The 16,893-nt window shown below is 39.9% G+C and carries 12 protein-coding genes; 3 read left to right on the forward strand and 9 right to left on the reverse strand.

The features are described 5' to 3' along the window. Positions 1-284: 284 nt before the first annotated feature. On the forward strand, positions 285-1,859 hold the full coding sequence (locus AQ505_RS10225) for a hypothetical protein (protein WP_062548089.1): 1,575 nt from the start codon (positions 285-287) through the stop codon (positions 1,857-1,859). A gap of 64 nt (positions 1,860-1,923) precedes the next feature. On the opposite strand, the gene AQ505_RS10230 is transcribed toward AQ505_RS10225, so the two are convergent. The 7 genes from AQ505_RS10230 to AQ505_RS10260 form a co-directional block, all read right to left on the reverse strand. Further along, positions 1,924-2,949: a hypothetical protein gene (locus tag AQ505_RS10230; protein ID WP_062548090.1), complete on the reverse strand. Its 1,026-nt coding sequence runs from the start codon at positions 2,947-2,949 to the stop codon at positions 1,924-1,926. A gap of 25 nt (positions 2,950-2,974) precedes the next feature. Further along, positions 2,975-4,792 carry an ABC transporter ATP-binding protein gene (locus tag AQ505_RS10235; RefSeq protein ID WP_062548091.1) on the reverse strand — a complete coding sequence of 606 codons (1,818 nt, stop codon included), beginning with the start codon at positions 4,790-4,792 and terminating at the stop codon, positions 2,975-2,977. A gap of 41 nt (positions 4,793-4,833) precedes the next feature. After that, the gene (locus AQ505_RS10240) at positions 4,834-5,646 is read right to left on the reverse strand and encodes a methyltransferase, TIGR04325 family (RefSeq protein WP_062548092.1); all 813 of its coding nucleotides are present in this window, start codon (positions 5,644-5,646) and stop codon (positions 4,834-4,836) included. Positions 5,647-5,657: 11 nt separating this feature from the next. After that, positions 5,658-6,758: a DegT/DnrJ/EryC1/StrS family aminotransferase gene (locus tag AQ505_RS10245; protein WP_197286347.1), complete on the reverse strand. Its 1,101-nt coding sequence runs from the start codon at positions 6,756-6,758 to the stop codon at positions 5,658-5,660. Then, positions 6,736-7,107, reverse strand: coding sequence for a sugar 3,4-ketoisomerase (locus tag AQ505_RS10250; protein WP_062548094.1), 372 nt, complete (start codon positions 7,105-7,107; stop codon positions 6,736-6,738). The genes AQ505_RS10245 and AQ505_RS10250 overlap by 23 nt, the downstream gene beginning before the upstream one ends. Further along, positions 7,091-7,951, reverse strand: a complete 861-nt coding sequence (locus AQ505_RS10255; RefSeq protein WP_062548095.1) for a beta-1,6-N-acetylglucosaminyltransferase — start codon at positions 7,949-7,951, stop codon at positions 7,091-7,093. Before AQ505_RS10255 ends, AQ505_RS10250 begins: the two co-directional genes overlap by 17 nt. Positions 7,952-8,099: 148 nt before the next feature. After that, entirely contained in the window at positions 8,100-8,624 is a 525-nt protein-coding gene (locus AQ505_RS10260) for a hypothetical protein (RefSeq protein ID WP_062548096.1), read from the reverse strand. Positions 8,625-8,764: 140 nt separating this feature from the next. Between AQ505_RS10260 and AQ505_RS10265 the strand changes: the two genes are divergently transcribed. Together AQ505_RS10265 and AQ505_RS10270 are read left to right on the forward strand one after the other, a co-directional pair. Further along, positions 8,765-9,676, forward strand: coding sequence for a glycosyltransferase family 2 protein (locus tag AQ505_RS10265; RefSeq protein WP_062548097.1), 912 nt, complete (start codon positions 8,765-8,767; stop codon positions 9,674-9,676). A 5-nt stretch (positions 9,677-9,681) separates the two neighbouring features. Next, on the forward strand, positions 9,682-10,848 hold the full coding sequence (locus tag AQ505_RS10270) for a glycosyltransferase family 2 protein (RefSeq protein WP_062548098.1): 1,167 nt from the start codon (positions 9,682-9,684) through the stop codon (positions 10,846-10,848). Positions 10,849-10,935: 87 nt separating this feature from the next. On the opposite strand, the gene AQ505_RS10275 is transcribed toward AQ505_RS10270, so the two are convergent. Next, positions 10,936-11,661 carry a 4'-phosphopantetheinyl transferase family protein gene (locus AQ505_RS10275; RefSeq protein ID WP_062548099.1) on the reverse strand — a complete coding sequence of 242 codons (726 nt, stop codon included), beginning with the start codon at positions 11,659-11,661 and terminating at the stop codon, positions 10,936-10,938. Then, a complete protein-coding gene (locus AQ505_RS10280) occupies positions 11,661-16,889 on the reverse strand; it encodes a non-ribosomal peptide synthetase (protein ID WP_062548100.1) in 5,229 nt (1,742 codons plus the stop codon). Before AQ505_RS10280 ends, AQ505_RS10275 begins: the two co-directional genes overlap by 1 nt. Between the last annotated feature and the right edge of the window lie 4 nt (positions 16,890-16,893).

Here is a 16,893-nt window from a genome sequence, read left to right on the forward strand (position 1 = left end):
ACAGGCTATTTTATGTTTTTTAAGCACCGTAGATTTACTGGAAAAGGACTCTGTGTATGAAATTGGGTAGTTCGAGAGATGAGCAAATCTAAAAAAAAGAAGCAGTTATTTAAAGGTTTCGGTATAAATTCTACAACTATATGTTTTCTTGCTGAATACTTTTTGTGCTGTTGTTCCTGCTGTTTTTTAGAATAAATAATTAACCCAGCCCTTAAGGTTTAACTTATTTAACTTTGTAGGCATAATTTTAGCTACTTGTAGTATATTAGAGTAAACAAATTTGTATGAGAAAAACTTACATATTAATTGGTAGCGTATTATTAATCTTCCTGAGCTCCCTGGCAGGTTGTACGCAAGATAAAAAATCACCTGGAGAAATAAAGCCGCTCAGAAATAAGCAGGTAAAGATCAAGGATATGTTTGGCATAAATGGTTTCGAATGGGACTTTTATGAGAATCACAATAATTTTGATTCCGCGAAATATAACCTGATTCGCAACTTCAGTGGTTTTAGGCATTTCCTGGATTGGGAACGTATAGAACCGCAGAAAGGAGTTTACAGATTTAACCATAAACCGGAAGGTGGCTGGAGTTACGATGAAATTTATGAGCACTGTTATCGCGATAGTATAACGGTATTGGTTGATTTACAAGTGACGCCAAGCTGGCTGGTCAGTACTTACCCTGAGAATCAGAGACAAAGAGACCTGAGCCCGGTTCCATACGGTGCAAAAAGAGATTCACCAAAATCTTATATCGACATTGCCAGAGCAGGTTTTCAGCTTGCCGCAAGATATGGACGCAATAAAAACATTGACCACAAACTCATTCTCGTTCCGAAAGAAGGATCGGCACCCGTGGTTGGTCTTGGCTATGTGAAATATCTGGAAAGTAGTAATGAACCTGATAAATGGTGGAGAGGAAAAGATGCACAGCAGAGTCCTGAAGAATTTGCAGCACAATTATCTGCATTTTATGATGGACACAAAGGAACGCTTGGTCCAGGTATTGGGGTAAAAACAGCTGACCCTACGATGATGGTCGTAATGGGAGGCATTGCAAAACCGAATGTGGAATTTGTGAAAGGAATGGTAGAATGGTGCAGGAAACATAGAGGACTTAAAAAAGATGGCCAGGTAGATTTATGTTTTGACGTAGTCAATTACCACATGTACTCTAATGATTATACCGGATGGTTTGCCAAATTCAGAAGCAAAGGAAGAGGTGTTGCACCAGAAACCAACGACATGACAGAGATCGCCAATTCCTTTACCAACTATACAGCTGCAGAGCTTGGTGATATACCGGTATGGTCTACAGAAACCGGTTACGACTTAAGTTCAAGAAGTGCGCAGCGTGCGGTTGCAGTAGGAAGCAAGTCTAAAGAAATTACTCAGGCCGACTGGATTTTGAGACTGGCTCTGTTATATGCAAGAGTTGGACTAGAAAAGGTTTTCTTTTATCAATTATATGATAACAATGAACCTGGACAAGATGATGGTGGTCCTTTTGGTTTTTCCGGCTTAGTGGATAAAAATAAACGCAGACCTGCTGCGGATTACATTCACCAGGTGACCAAACTGATGGGTGATTACTATTACTTGAATACGATCAATAAAGACCCAATAGTGGACGTGTATCAATACGGAAAGAAGAGAATGTATGTTTTGGTTGTTCCAGATGAGTCTGATCGTAAAGAGAAGTATACATTGGATTTGGGTGCTGCTAAAAAAGCACTCATTTATACACTTCAACCTGGAAAGGATGCCATGTCTGTAAAAGAAGTGACCGTTCCTGGCGGTGTTTTAGAGATAGAGGTTACGGAAACCCCAATTTTTGTTGAAGCTAAACCGCAATAGTTCTTTTTTGAACGCATTAAAGCCTAACAATTTAACCAGCTCTGAACAGAGGATTGTTAAATTGTTAGGCTTTTTGCTGTAATTCATATTGGTATGCAGCCAGCGCCTCCAGGCAAAATCCTGTAGTCATCTCTTCGGATCCATAGCACAGTCTTTTTTTAGGACCACCATAATAAACTGCCCATCTTGGCCAGCATCCAGAAGGTTTTTGCTGCTGAATTAAATATTGTACAGCAGCTTCCATCTCGGATGTGTTTATTCCGCATTGAAGTAAGGTGGTAATGCTTAGCGCGGTATCCAATATGCTTTCCCCGAAAGATCCATTCGGTTTTGAGCTTTTTAAGATGCGCTGAACTATTTTATCTACTGCAGGTTTCAGTTGATGTATACCCGCTTTATAGGTTCTGGAGAAAAAGTAATAAATAGTGAAAGGGTTACGGTACCAAAGGTCGCAGTCTGCTTCTTTTTCCTGATCGATGATGTCCAGCATATAATTGATAATGGGGGCGGTTTCAGGTCGGTAACCAAAATAAAATAATGCGTTCGCGTTTACGGCAGCGTCAATATCATATCTTCCAGCCTCTGTGTTTCTCCAGAATAAGAAGGTCGAGACCGGATGTTTAAATGCCCTTAAACTGAGCATCCAGAAGTCTTTAATCGGTACCAGACTCGGGCGAAGGGTGAACCAGGTGTAAAATAGCCCTGAAGAATGCCTATTGGCCAGCACAATTGCTTCATTCTGAAGATCGACTTTCCCTAAAGCTTGCAACACCTTTGAAGCGCATGCCGTGCTGTCTACATCGGGCGGACAAATGGGAAATAGTGGATTTAGGATGGTGAAATTGTTCCATACCCCGCCCCGCATTTTTTGATACTGGAGAAATGCAGCACCCATATCCAGCATCTCTTTCACTTTAGCATCTTGCTTCAACTGGAGGAGTGAATACATAATCAGGGAAGTAGGAAAAACATTGCTGTGAGGAATACAATGCTTCATTTCATCCTCATCAGAGATGTAACAGCAAAATTCTCCGTGAGGATATTGGTGATCATACAGATAGTTGATCCCTTTTAATATAGCTTGCTCCATAGTCACTGCTGAGTTTAATCTTTTGTTACAACTGAGGTTGCGCTGAATTTTTATTAAAAAGTTTAAAATAATGACCTTGTAGTGCCATCAATTCTTCATTTGTACCAGACTCTACTATTTTTCCATTGGAAAGCATGTAGATATAATCTGCATGTTTCACTGCCGACTGTCTATGGCTGATGACAATAGCGGAGCGGTTTCCAATTCTTTCCCGAAAGGAATCAAACAATGTTTTTTCTGCGTTTGCGTCCAATGCACTGGTGGCTTCATCCAAAATGATAAAACGCGATTGACTATAAAATGCTCTTGCAATGGCTAATTTCTGCCACTGACCAATGCTGACCTCATGTCCATCCTCAAAAATCCTACCCATAATGGTTTGATAACGGTCAGGGAAAGTGTCAATAAACAAATCAGCTCCTGAATTTTTTGCAGCCTCTTCGATCTCCTCTTCTCGGCCTTGCCCATCAATATCGCCAAATCGGATATTATCCGCGGCAGAAACATTATATTTTCCAAAGTCTTGAAATACCGCACAAATTTGCTTCCTATATTCCCTGCTTTCAAAATTCCGGATATCGATTCCGTTTAGAGTGAGCTCACCCGAACTCGGATCATACAATCGGCACATCAGCTTAATCAAAGTTGATTTTCCAGCACCGTTCATGCCTACCACAGCTACAATTTTACCTGCGGGCATTTTGATATTGATGTCCGTTAGGGTAGGGCGTTTCGCATGAGGGTAAGTAAAGCTCATGTTCTTGATCTCCAGTTCAATTAGCGGGTCATCAGGGATGGGCAGTGGATTTGGTGTTTCGGGTAAGCTGCTTTTCAGGTCGAAAAGTTCAAAAATACTCTTTACAAAAATGTTATTCTGATAGAGGGTAGATATACTGGTAGAAAGACCTTGCAGGATGTTAAAAGCCTGAGGAAAAGCTACTAGAAATAAGGTGATGTCTCCCACACTAGTGCGGCCATGGATACTGCCTATAGCAATATAGGCGATACAGGCAAAAAAACCAACTGCGGCAATGGTAGAGGTAATTAATTCTTTATAAGTACGCCTTTTACTGATTTTTAGTCTTCCTGATAAGAGGTCTAAGCGAATGCTGGTATGTATTTTTTTCAGGTAATCTCCTAATCCAAAACTTCTGATTTCTTTAGCATGGGTATCTGCAGTTAATAAAGTACTCATATAACCAGACTTTCGCTCCAAAGCAGTCTGTGCAATCCGGAGTGCATTCTGGCTATCTGCAAAATTTATCCTCACCCATAAAGTAGGAATGATAAAAAGGGCTAGAATAGGGAATAGCCTCCAGTCGATGGCTACCAGCATAGAAGCGATAACAACCAGGCTCATGGCATTTTTAGCAATGTCGACGATGCTGAAAACGATCATGTTTGGACGATCGCTGCCCATATCTCTTGCCCGTTTTAAAATGTCAAAATACTCGGGACTCTCATAAAAGGAAAGGTCCAGGCCAATTGCACTTTCATGAATTTTACTATCTATATATTCGGCTACTTCCCCTGATTGCTTTTCAGTAATATAGACTGAAATTGCTTTGATTGCTGCATAGGAAATTGCAGATAAAGCGGCAAACGCCAGGTATTTAATGACTTCCGACTCATTCTGAACATTGCTGATTCCATATTTAGAAACTGTGTCAATTAATTTCTTCAACATATACAAGGAAGAAAAGAACAAGGCACTTTCTATAACAATGAAAGCAATAGAGACCGCTGTCCATGTTTTTGAGGCTGACCAAATCAATTTTAAGATCCTCAAAAGATTCAGGTTCTTACTTAAATTATGGAGTTTAGCTAGGAATGATTTCATCATTGGATGAGGGGACTGGCAAAGTATAATAGTGATAAGCTTCTTTATTTATTTATTTCCCAAAAAGATCCCTCATATCGGAAAGGTTTTAGTTGAAGGTAGTATTTTTCAGGTGCGGAAATGAACTCATATTTCTTTTCATAGCTTTTCCCAAGTAAAGATTGCACGCGATTTCTATCGGGGAAATGGCATGGATAAGAAGCTTCAATTCCATAAAAAACCGGAGGAACATGCTGGATCGTTATTCTATCACCTGGTTTGTCATTATAAGCGATAAAATCAAGCATGACATGCGGAATGCCAGTGCTGTTTATTTCTTCCAGCAATTGATAAGGATCTTCAAGATATTGAAGCACATTGCAAATTAAGAAGAGTTGAACATTGTTTTCTGCTAAACACTCTTTGATGGTGCTGTAAAAGGTGATGTGTTCATTTTCAAATTGTTCCCTGCCAGCTGCTACAAATTTCGGTTGCTCAATGATACACCATTTTAACTTTTTTAAATGCTTTAAAAAAGGATAGTTTTGATAAAAAGTGGTGCCTAAGGAGCCACCAAAGTCAATTAACGTAAGTTCATTGTCGTTCTTAGAAGCGATATATAATAAACTGCTGAGCAATGAGTAGTTCATCTGAACCTTATCATAAGCAATACCATCCCGTTCATAGGGGATTTCATTATTTTTTACCTTTAAAGTACTCTCTTTGATTTTGTTTAGAATGTCTGCCTCATCATAACCCCGGCATTTATGCTTAGCGGCTTCATAATTTTTATAATTACCCTTCCAGCCATGTTTGAAGCTATACCATTTTAGACTATGAGCAATAGGGGGGATTAATTCTTTGATGAGGTAAAACATGGTTAAGAGCCTTAGGAGTTAAACTTATTTATAATCTTTACCACCTGATAAATATCCTCTTTGGTATGCGCAAAGGAACAGGGTAAACTCAGTGTAGTTTGGTGTATGTTACTGGAAATGGGATAATCTAATTTTGTCAGATGACCTTTTAATGCAGCTTGATCTTGTGGAGCTACTGGGTAATGAATCTCTGTCGCAATGCTATGATCTAATAAATACTGTTTTAACCGATCTCTTTCCGGATGTAAAATATTAAAAATATGGTAAACATGATGGAAATCAGGATCAATTCGGGGTGTGATAAAATCAGCTTTTAGCTCCTTTAAATAGATGGCTGCCAAATCACGTTTATGGTTGTTAATCTGGTCAAGAAAAGGGAGCTTAACCCTTAAAAAGGAGGCTTGCAATTCGTCTAATCTGGAATTATAACCAACAACACTATTGTGGTATTTTTTTTCAGAACCGTAGTTACGAAGCTGTTTGATCTGTTGATGATCTGATTCAGATTTGCAAATTACGGCACCAGCATCGCCTAAAGCACCTAAATTCTTGGTGGGATAAAAACTAAATGCCCCAAAATCCCCAAATGTGCCGGCCAGTTTGTTCTTATATTTCGCACCATGGGCCTGAGCACAGTCTTCAATAACTTTCAGCCCATGCTGAGCAGCAATTTCCATAATCGGATCCATCTCACAGCACTGTCCATAAAGATGAACCACCATGATCGCTGCCGTTTTTGAGGTAATTGCGGGACCGATTAAAGCAGGATCAATATTATATGTTCTTGGATCTGGCTCTACCAATATTGGCGTCAATCCGCAATGTAGGATAGATAAAATGGTTGCTATGTAGGTGTTAGAGGGTACAATTACCTCATCTCCAGGATTAAATTTGCAGCATTTTAAGGAGAGGATCAATGCATCCAATCCATTTGCTACCCCAGCAACATATTTTTCCTGGTGGTAACTGGCAAACTCTTCTTCAAACAGGGAAACTTCTTCACCTAATATATACCAGCCTTTATCTAAAAACAGGTCGAATTTCTCGCGTAGTTTTTCTTCAAATGGTTTATTTAAAGTTTTTAGATTCTCATACGGTATCATACGGCTCATAAATATAGTCTTTAGGATCAAATGCTGTGGAAGCCAATACCAATAAAATGGCATCTGAAGAAAAGTCATGCATTACATGCCAATCTTCTGGTAATAAAAATAAGCACTTTTCAGGACTATCAAGATCGAAAATTTCAGTTTTTGTACCGTTGTTATTGGTGATTTTACAGGAACCTTTGATGCAAATAGCTGCTTGGTGCGTCTCGTGATGTCTGTGGCCTCCTCTGTCGGTATTATCGACAGCATAAATGTAAAAAAGCCGTTTAATTTCAAATGGAACTACTTGATCTAAAACCGTAAGTACTCCTCTGGAATCTTTGAATGTTTGGATGTTAACTATGTGCGCCATCTGTTAATAGGTTGTTGTCAATTAAATTTAGAATCTCAGGTTTGTTGATCATATCAAATTTTCTAGCAAAAAGCATTTTTGTGGTTTTTAAATGCTCAAAATCTGTTTCATCCAATATTTTTGGATTAGCTCCTCCGGCAGACCAATCAATGTATCTGTAATTATTATTGACAACTTTATCTTTATGTTTTGAGTTGAGAATCATGGTTTGGAAGACAAATTCATCACTTGCCCAGCAAAATGAAAAGAATTGTCTCAGTTTTTTGTCTTGTTCTACTTTATTTACCACATACATGGCTATTTCTGGACTTAGCATCCAAAACATTGATTTTCCGTAAGGGTGTAATTTATGTGGTAACTTCCTGCGTGGCATTACTTTATTGATCAGCTGCTCTAATCGATGTTTGCCCAGGAAATTATAACTGGATAAAAAGTAATTTTCCATACGAATTAACCCCTCTTTCCAATCATTCTTGATATCCCGGTAGCTTAAAAATTCCTTGCCAATATTCTTCTTAAAAAAAGCATGAATATATGCCGGTGATTTAAGCGGGTAATCCTGACCACTTAAAAAATTAATAAATTCATACCGGATTCCTGTACCTACAATTTCTTTGATACATTCAAAAGTTGCAATAACAGTGCTAAATCCTGCCCATTTTACATCTACGCGGTTATTTATAAAATAAACGTTAGGTAATGACTTTAAAAATAAGTGAGGATTAATGTCGAATTTTTTATCTACATGGATGTAGAAATCAAAATCAGGATGGTACATATTCCTGATCATTCTTTCAGTCTGCTGAGGATTGGTATAGGTGAGGATCAGATGAGCGATACGCATGTTTAAGTAAATAATTTTCAGTGAAAATATGGTGCCAATATTTTAAATTTTATAGAATACTGACTTGTGCTTAAAATATTACAATTCTAAATCTGATAATAAATCAGAAATAACGCATAAACTCAATGATATAGGAGTAAGTATTGCGCTAAGATAGTAATCCTTTAGCTAAAGGGTCATCAGAATGACTAAAATCACCGCGCTGCATCCTGGAAATTAAGAAAGGGGGAATAAGAGCCTCATTTTGTCTGAGTAATTGCCATATCTTTTTTCTAGGAACTAAATCGAATGTTTTATTACCGTAAGGTAAATCAACCTGTTTTCTGGTTAGATTGATGGGTTTATTGTATAAAACGGCAACACGATTTTTTTTATAAAGGACTTTTAAAGTCTGGGTGGGTAGTTTGTATTTAAAAATGCGTTTGGGTACATGTTGATTTAAGCATTCATAAACCGTGGTATGAGGAAGAAGAATATATAATCCCGGAGCTAATTCGTAGTCGGAATTCAATGCCTGGTCGATAGGCTGTGTAATTGGCTTCAAAGATACAGTAGTATGCTGTGTTTCTTTAAATGATGAAGGAACAGCTCTGCAAATGATAAAGGTAAATAATACCATCACCAGGCATTTAATTGCCCTGCTTATAAAACGTATGGTGATCTTATTTTTCATTCCCTGCTTATATCAGCACTGTCTATATAATCTGTAACATTCATTAGCCTGGGAAGATTCATTAAAGCTGGCACATTTATCGCTCTTTTGCAAATTAATTCGTTAAAAAATGACCAATCTAAATCCTACTTTTACAGCAGATGAAACTGACCTCTATAATTTCTGTTAATTTTAATCAACCCGAGGTAACCCTAGCGTTCTTACAATCAGTCAAGAATAATACCAGTGGCCTGCCTATTGAACTTATTTTGGTCGACAATGGGAGTAAAGTAGACCATGGAGCTGAATTTTTGGCCGCTTATCCGGGCCTGAAATACTTGCGTTCTGAACAGAACCTGGGCTTCGCTGGTGGCAATAATATCGGCATTAACATCGCTTCAGGCGAGTTTTTGTTGTTGCTGAACAACGATACGGAGATCAGCAATAACCTCATCCAGGTGTTAACGGAAACAATGGATAAAAATCCTGAAATTGGAATAATTTCTCCACTGATACTTTATTATGATCAACCCGATATGATCCAGTATGCGGGATTTACGGAGATGAATTACCTCACTGCGAGGAATAAAGGGATCGGTAATATGGAAATTAATCAGGGACAATATGAGAAACAGAGCAGGGAGACCGCTTTTTGCCATGGAGCAGCCATGATGTGTAGAAGGGCAGACCTTTCCACAGTAGGGCAAATGGCAGAAAACTATTTCTTATATTATGAAGAATTAGATTGGTGTGAACAGTTTAAGCGCGCAGGAAAAAAAATCTGGTTTACCGGCCAGACGAAAATCTACCATAAAGAATCGATGAGTGTAGGTAAAGAAAGCAGTATTAAAACGTATTTCATGACCAGAAACAGAATGCTTTTCATCCGCCGAAACACCAGTTGGGTGAATACATTTCTTTTCAGTTGTTTCTATATTGGCATTGCCTGCCCAAAACAAATCCTGATCTACCTGAAAAAGGGTAGGAAAGACTTGGTTAAATGGGTGTTTAAAGGCGTATTGTGGAACTTTAGCCATTCCAAAACAAGTAATTACCTGGGTTTTAAAATATAATATTAATGATTATAATCTTCTGGATCAGCATTTTTTTGATCGTATATACATTTGTTGGATATGGCTTTGTGCTCTACTTTCTGCTGAAGTTGAAAAACTTGTTTGTAAAACCCTTTTCTTTTAAAGCTAATGTGGAACTGCCAACAGTCAGCCTGTTGGTTGCTGCTTATAATGAAGAAGAACTGATCGGGGAGAAAATCAAAAATACCCTCGCATTAAACTATCCTAAAGATAAAATACAGTTTATTTTTACGACGGACGGCTCTTCAGACAGTACCCCTGATCAGGTTCGCCAGTATCCGGAAGTTACCTTGCTGCACATTGATGCAAGGGAAGGAAAAATGGCAGCCATCAAAAGAGCAATTCCATTTATCAAAGGAGAAATTGCTGTGTTTACAGATGCCAATACTTTTCTGAACAAGGACGCTATTCTGGAATTGGTAAAACACTACCAGAATCCAAAAGTAGGGGCGGTAGCCGGAGAAAAAAGAATCCTCGTACCGGAAACGGCTGATGCCAGTTCTGCCGGAGAAGGTTTTTACTGGAAGTATGAGTCCTTATTGAAAAAATGGGATTATGCCCTGTATTCTGGAGTAGGTGCGGCAGGAGAGCTGTTTAGCATTCGTACTGCATTGTACCAGCCTGTAGAATCAGATACTATTATCGACGACCACATGATCGCCATGCGCATTGCCGAGAAGGGATACATCATTGCCTATGAACCCAATGCCTACGCCTTGGAAACCGCTTCTGCAGATGTAAAAGAGGAATTAAAACGCAAAATAAGAATTGCTGCGGGTGGCATGCAATCCATCTTAAGACTGAAAAAATCGGCAAACCCTTTTCATAATCCGATCTTTACTTTTCAATATTTGAGCCATAGGGTGTTGAGGTGGACCATCACTCCATTTCTCCTGATCCTGGCTTTTGTCTTAAATGGAATAATTGCAGTACAAACTAATGAGTTATTTTATCAGGTGTTATTTGGCCTCCAGGTACTTTTCTACCTTTTAAGCCTCATCGGACTCTATTTTGAAAATAGAAATATCAGAATCAAAGCCTTATTTATTCCTTATTATTTCTGTGTGATGAATTACGCTGTGATTGCAGGGATCATCAGGTATTTTAAAAAGAACCAAAGTGCAGCCTGGGAAAAGTCAAAACGGAAATAATCATCAAAGAAAGTAGTCGTTAAAGGAAGTAGTTACCAAAGGATTAAGTGTCAAAGGAAAAGGATTGTCTAAAAGAAAAGCTAATCATTAAAAGAAACCAAGCCCATTACTCAAATTCCAGAACTTAACCTGCTGATGATGATCTATCGGAATGGCAGTACTTAGTAAATGGGTTTCTGTGGCAAAAAAGCTGTCTACCTTATAATCAACACCATTTCTTAAAACGGAAGTACTTCGTGTAGGTACTTCCTGAAGCTGTTCTACAATCCCTTCGCCTGTGGCTTTTACGATGGCCTCTTTCCGGGTCCAGAGCAGGTAAAAGGTTAGGATCGGCAATGCCGAGCTGTTTACCATAGCTTGTTCTTCTGTACTAAAACAAAGATCTGTTACTTCTTTATATTGAAAATATGGATCTACATACTCGATGTCAACACCGAGAGCAGTTTCACTGAATGCGATCGTAATTAAATCTTTGGAGTGGCTCACATTAAAAAATAACCCATCAACTCCAGGCTTTTTATGCTCCTTCAAATGAAAAACAATTGCGGTTGCAGGAATACCCATAAAATGGGCCAGCAGCTTCCTTAAAAAGTATTTGCGGACCGTATAATTTTCCCTGCTTTGCTGATGAAGAAATCTGGCTGCTTTAGCCAGTTCCTCTGTAGATAATAACTCCTTTGGGTCAATCTTTTTAAAATATTCACTCGCCTTAATTTTAAAAATATGTACACCATCTTTGATAGACAGCAGTTGTCCATCATAAGGAAGCCATTCAATCGGCCCCTTCAGCAAGTAATCAATGCTTGGTTCCATTATATTTTATTTAATGCATCCTGTAAAATTCTGGCAAACTCTTCATTATTTGGAGGGTATAAAAACGTCTCATGGTCACCAGGAACATCATGACGTTCTATGCCTTTATTGGCATATTTAGCCCAGCCAAGAGAATGATTGTCATCCAGATAATACAACCTTTTCTTTACGGTAAACAGACTGATTTTTACATTTTCGGTGACCATCGTATAATGGTTATGGGCCTGATCATAATTGCTGTAAATCTCCTTTTCATAAGGACTGAAATGCAAGGTATAATCTTCACCTAATGGTACTTTCGTGTCGCTCATCCTGCGCTTGATCATTTGTAACTGATAACGCAGTGTTTCTCCCGGATGACGGAACAAGGAACCGATGATAAACGGAATTTTATAAAATTGTCTCTTAATTTTGTTCCATAATTTAACAGATTTAGGAACCGAACTGCCTACATCTCCAGCATAAGTATCAAGAATCCCTAAGAATTTCACCTCTTTACCCATTTTTGTCAGCTGTTTGGCCATCTCATACACGATAAAACCACCTAAAGAATAACCGGATAAATAGTAAGGCCCTGTTGGGTGTACCTTTATGACTTCCGAAACATACACTGCTGCAATCTCCTCAATACTATTATAAAGTGGGGTTTCCCGATTTAAACCCAAGGCCTGCAAGCCATAAAGCGGCTGGTCTTCATCCAGGTATTTGCTCATCGATTGGAACACCAGTACATTTAATCCACCACCATGAACCATAAACAATGGATTTTTACTTCCTGAAGTTTTAATGGGTACCAGGGCATCCCATTGTGCTTCCTGTTCATCTGAATTCAGTTTTTTGGCCAGCTTTTGAATGTTTGCATTTTCAAAAAGAGTAGCTAATGGCAACCTCTTTCCTGTTTCCTTTTCAATTGCAGCCATTACCTTTACTGCAAGTAAAGAGTGACCGCCAAGCTCAAAGAAGTCAGCAGTAGTATCCATATATTCCAGGCCAAGCACCGCCGACCAGATATCGAAAATCAGCTGCTCATTCTTATTCTGAGGCAGCTCCCTCGTTTGCCATTGGTTTTCTGACTTTGGCTGAGGCTTAGGAAGTGCTTTCTTGTCAATCTTATGATTAGGTGTAAGTGGGAACGATTTCAAAGCAATGAAATCATTCGGAACCATATAATCCGGAAGATCACGCCCCAAAATTTCCTTCCATTCCGCGATCGTTTTTTTAGAAAGGAAAAGCTCATTTGTAGAGATTGGAGTCTTCGCGAAGTCTGAAGGCTGAGCATTCTGGAAATGTCCTGCCATTGGGTTTTCAGGGATCAGTAGAGAATTTTCCTCCTTCATAAACAATACGTCATAACGGCCATCGGTGCCATCGGAACTCCAGCGGATATGGGTATGGTAACCCATCCTGGATCCCAAATCCCAAAATTCATCAGGATAAACACCTTGCTCAACTTCTGCTAACTGCTGCTTTATCTCGCCAACTAAGGCTGTTGCCGGGGCAGATTTCATCCATTCAAATAGGACATAATCCTTCGCTGTCCGTGCATTGAATACTCCGTTTATTGCAATTGAAGCTGCGCTTTCTTTTTCAAGTAAGGCCGTTAGCGCAGTTATGTCTTTCAGCTCTTCCCAAGGCTTTATTAAGGTAGGAGCTAGAGTTTTATGATCAGAATTCACATAAATCCATACATCATAATGGTATTTAGTGGTCTCATTTAAAGATGAGCCCCTTCTTAATTGTACATCTACACCAGAAATCTCTGGCATTATTTTCGGCAATAAATAGAAAAATGCAGGGTCTGCCACAAACTCATCCTCGATTCTTACCCGGTTGCTCACCACTTCCTGAAAATCAGGCATCGAAGTACTGTCTTTTGCATTGGCCAGATAATCCATCGCATGATACATCGTAAGGCTGTTTTTGCCTTGCATATCCCCAATAAATAGACAGCCGCCCTTTTTTAAGCGCTGTACAGCAGAACCGATCACTTTGAGGAAGTAATTCGCATCTGGAAAATATTGAGCCACACTGTGGATCAGAATTAAGTCGAAGGAGGCACCATTCATCCCACTAAAATCATCCGCTGCATGAGCGCTTGTAGTCACATGAGCCCATTTTTCAGGATGTGCATCCAGTTTTTGCTGTAGTTTTCCAATCGCTGTTTCCGCATAATCCGTGGCCAGATACGAAGCTGCAAAAGGTGCGAGTTCAAACATCAGCTGACCACCGCCACTTCCAATCTCTAAAATGTCCTTTGCTTTTAATGCCTTAATTCTTTGCGCTGAAACCTCCAGCCATTCCGCTGCCTGCGCTACCAGGCTATCACTATTCTTCCATTGTTCCAGTAAAATACCATCAATCTTTTGTTCTGATTCCGCTTTTCCTGCTGATGATTGTGCGGCCATATCGTAAATGGTGTCCCATCGGTCTTTCCAGGAAGGCGTGGTATTTTTGGATTCCGAATCTTCCGGAACCACATAAGCAACCAGTCGGGGTTCAGCCAATTGATCCGCTCTGGCCAATACGACAGCTTGTTTAACATCTTTCAGCTCGCTTAAGCAATTTTCAATTTCCCCGAGCTCTATCCGATGACCACGGATTTTTACCTGTTGATCAGACCTGCCCAGGCAGATAATTTCCCCATCCTCAGTAAACTTCCCTAGATCGCCAGTTTTATAAAGTCTGCTGCCAGCCTTTCCACTAAAAGTATCCGTAATAAATTTTTCGGCGGTCAGCTCCGGTTGATTCAAATAGCCAGCGGCCAATCCCGCACCACCAATTAAGATTTCTCCGATATTTCCCGGAGGAACCAATTGTCCGCTTTCATTTACCAGGTAGATACTGGTGTTTTGTATCGGCCTGCCAATAGTGATGAGTTCATCATCATTTTTAATCTCTTTTACAGTCGACCAGATCGTCGTTTCCGTAGGCCCATACATATTCCATAAGGACGAACAGCGCAATAGCAATGCGTTGGCCAGATCCTTAGGCAGCCCTTCTCCACCACACAATACCTTTAAATTAATCGGACTTGTCCAACCTGATTCTATGATCATCCTCCAGGTAGAAGGAGTGGCCTGCATGATCGTAACCTGATGCGCTCGAATCAGGTCTAGCAATAAACGTCCGTCTCTGGCACTTTCTGTATCACATAAAACCAATTCTGCACCCGTAATCAGCGGCAAGTACAATTCCAGGCCTGCAATGTCAAAAGAAATTGTGGTGATGGCCAGTAAACGATCCGAAGGACTAATTCCTGGAAGGGATTGCATGCTGAGCAGGAAATTAACGAGATTAGCATGCATGATTTTTACCCCCTTAGGTTTTCCTGTGGAGCCAGACGTATATAATATATAGGCCAGATCGGTACCGGTAAGCGGAACTGTCCAGCTTTTAGCCGGACAATGCGCTAAGGAAGGCCAAAGATCTTCTATGACTAATTCTTTCGCTTCAGACTTATATTTACCTTGATGCGCCTTGGAAACCAATAGCATTTTTGCCTTGGAGTCCTCCAGCATATACACAATCCGATCATGGGGGAAATCCGGATCCAATGGCAGATATACTCCGCCAACCTTAAGGATCGCCAATAAACCAACCACCATCTCTATAGAACGGTCACTGGCAATCGCAATAATATCGCCGGTTTTGATCCCCTTATCCTGTAAATGGGAAGCAAACTGATGGACCTTCTCTATCAGTTCCAGATAGGTCAATTGCTCCTTTTTAAAAGTAACTGCTTTTTGATCAGGGAATTTTAAAGCGGCCGCTTCCACCAATTCAAGTAAATTCGCATGACTGTCGAAATCAACATCTGTTTGGTTCCATTGCTGCAGTTGAGCTAGCCATTGCTCCGAATTGGCCAGGCTATGTGCCTGTATGGTCTTGGTAGGTTCTTCAACGAAGTCTTTCAGCAGTTTTTCAAAATCCCTGGCCATCTGCTCCATGGTAGCTGCGGTAAAAAGCTGGGTATTATAGGTCCACTCTAAAGTAAGTCCATGTTTAGAGCTGGTCGCATTCAGAAATAGCTCAAATGTCTCATAAGCTCTGGGATTAGAAATCAGCTCATAACTCAATTGATCAAAGGACACCGAATTGTCCATGCCCATGTCAATATTGAAAACTACTGGAACCAGAGGAACCCTTGAAGGATCTCTTTTTATGTTCAGTGCTTTTACCAACTGCCCAAAAGTGAACTTCTGATGGTCATAAGCATCAAAGAAAGCTTTTTTTCTATTCTTTAAATAAGTGCCGAATGATACATCCGGATCGATCTTAGTTTTTAAAGGAAGCAGGTTCACACAATGGCCAACCAATCCGAATTTCTCTGTTGCCGCTTGTCCGGCAGCAGGAAGCCCGACTACCAGTTCCTGTTGATGAGTTTGCAGGTATAAGAATACTTCAAAGGCACTCAGCAGAGTGTTTACCAAACTGGCTCCTGATGATGCACCCATCTTTTTCAACTGTGCCACCATTTCGTTAGCAAGATGCAGGTCAAACCGTGATGCTTTATAGGTTCGGAGTGCCGGCCTTGGGAAATCCGTAGGCAGATCCAATACCGGGACATGGTCACGATACAGATCCAGCCAGTAATTCAAAGTTTCCTGGTATTCCGGACTTTGCTCAAAAGCCATCATTTTAGCTGCATAATCGCTGATTTGGGGGGCAGGATAAAGAGCCAGGGTTTTACCCTGAACTTTAGCATTGTAAATTTTACTCAGGTCTTCCAGAAACACTCCGGTAGACCAGCCATCGCTAATAATATGGTGTTTAACAATCGTAAAAAAATGATGGGTGTCGCTAAGTTTATGTACAAACAATCGCAGCAAAGGGCCTTCCTGTAAGTCGAAAATTCGCTGCATTTCCAATTCCACAAAGACATTCAGTACCGCCTTTTGATCACTTTCTTGAGTAAGGTCAAGGACTGTCAGCGCAATTGGCAATGTTTTATAGATGATCAGCGTTTCTCCATTCGGACTCACAGTAGCACGTAAGGCCTCATGTCTATCGACTACTTCTTGTAATGCAGCAGTAAAATGATCCAGTTGAAACGTACCCTCAAGATTCAAAGAAACAGATTCATTGTAAGCCAGATTGGCTGCTGCTTCCCCAATCATGCAGGAAAGCCAGATTTCTTTCTGTGGCTCATTGGTGAACACAATCTTTTCAATCTCCTTCTTTTCTTCAAAGGGGTCAAAATCAACTGGTATAAAAGTATATAAAGACATTAAA

It is taken from the genome of Pedobacter sp. PACM 27299 (assembly GCF_001412655.1).
Classification (GTDB): domain Bacteria; phylum Bacteroidota; class Bacteroidia; order Sphingobacteriales; family Sphingobacteriaceae; genus Pedobacter.

Bases quoted from the DNA above. Each gene is read 5' to 3' on its own strand.
- AQ505_RS10240 (WP_062548092.1), bottom strand. From the start codon at position 5,646: ATGTTTTACCTCATCAAAGAATTAATCCCCCCTATTGCTCATAGTCTA.
- AQ505_RS10235 (WP_062548091.1), bottom strand. From the start codon at position 4,792: ATGATGAAATCATTCCTAGCTAAACTCCATAATTTAAGTAAGAACCTG.
- AQ505_RS10280 (WP_062548100.1), bottom strand. From the start codon at position 16,889: ATGTCTTTATATACTTTTATACCAGTTGATTTTGACCCCTTTGAAGAA.
- AQ505_RS10225 (WP_062548089.1), top strand. From the start codon at position 285: ATGAGAAAAACTTACATATTAATTGGTAGCGTATTATTAATCTTCCTG.
- AQ505_RS10275 (WP_062548099.1), bottom strand. From the start codon at position 11,661: ATGGAACCAAGCATTGATTACTTGCTGAAGGGGCCGATTGAATGGCTT.
- AQ505_RS10230 (WP_062548090.1), bottom strand. From the start codon at position 2,949: ATGGAGCAAGCTATATTAAAAGGGATCAACTATCTGTATGATCACCAA.
- AQ505_RS10260 (WP_062548096.1), bottom strand. From the start codon at position 8,624: ATGAAAAATAAGATCACCATACGTTTTATAAGCAGGGCAATTAAATGC.
- AQ505_RS10270 (WP_062548098.1), top strand. From the start codon at position 9,682: ATGATTATAATCTTCTGGATCAGCATTTTTTTGATCGTATATACATTT.
- AQ505_RS10250 (WP_062548094.1), bottom strand. From the start codon at position 7,107: ATGGCGCACATAGTTAACATCCAAACATTCAAAGATTCCAGAGGAGTA.
- AQ505_RS10265 (WP_062548097.1), top strand. From the start codon at position 8,765: ATGAAACTGACCTCTATAATTTCTGTTAATTTTAATCAACCCGAGGTA.
- AQ505_RS10245 (WP_197286347.1), bottom strand. From the start codon at position 6,758: ATGAGCCGTATGATACCGTATGAGAATCTAAAAACTTTAAATAAACCA.
- AQ505_RS10255 (WP_062548095.1), bottom strand. From the start codon at position 7,951: ATGCGTATCGCTCATCTGATCCTCACCTATACCAATCCTCAGCAGACT.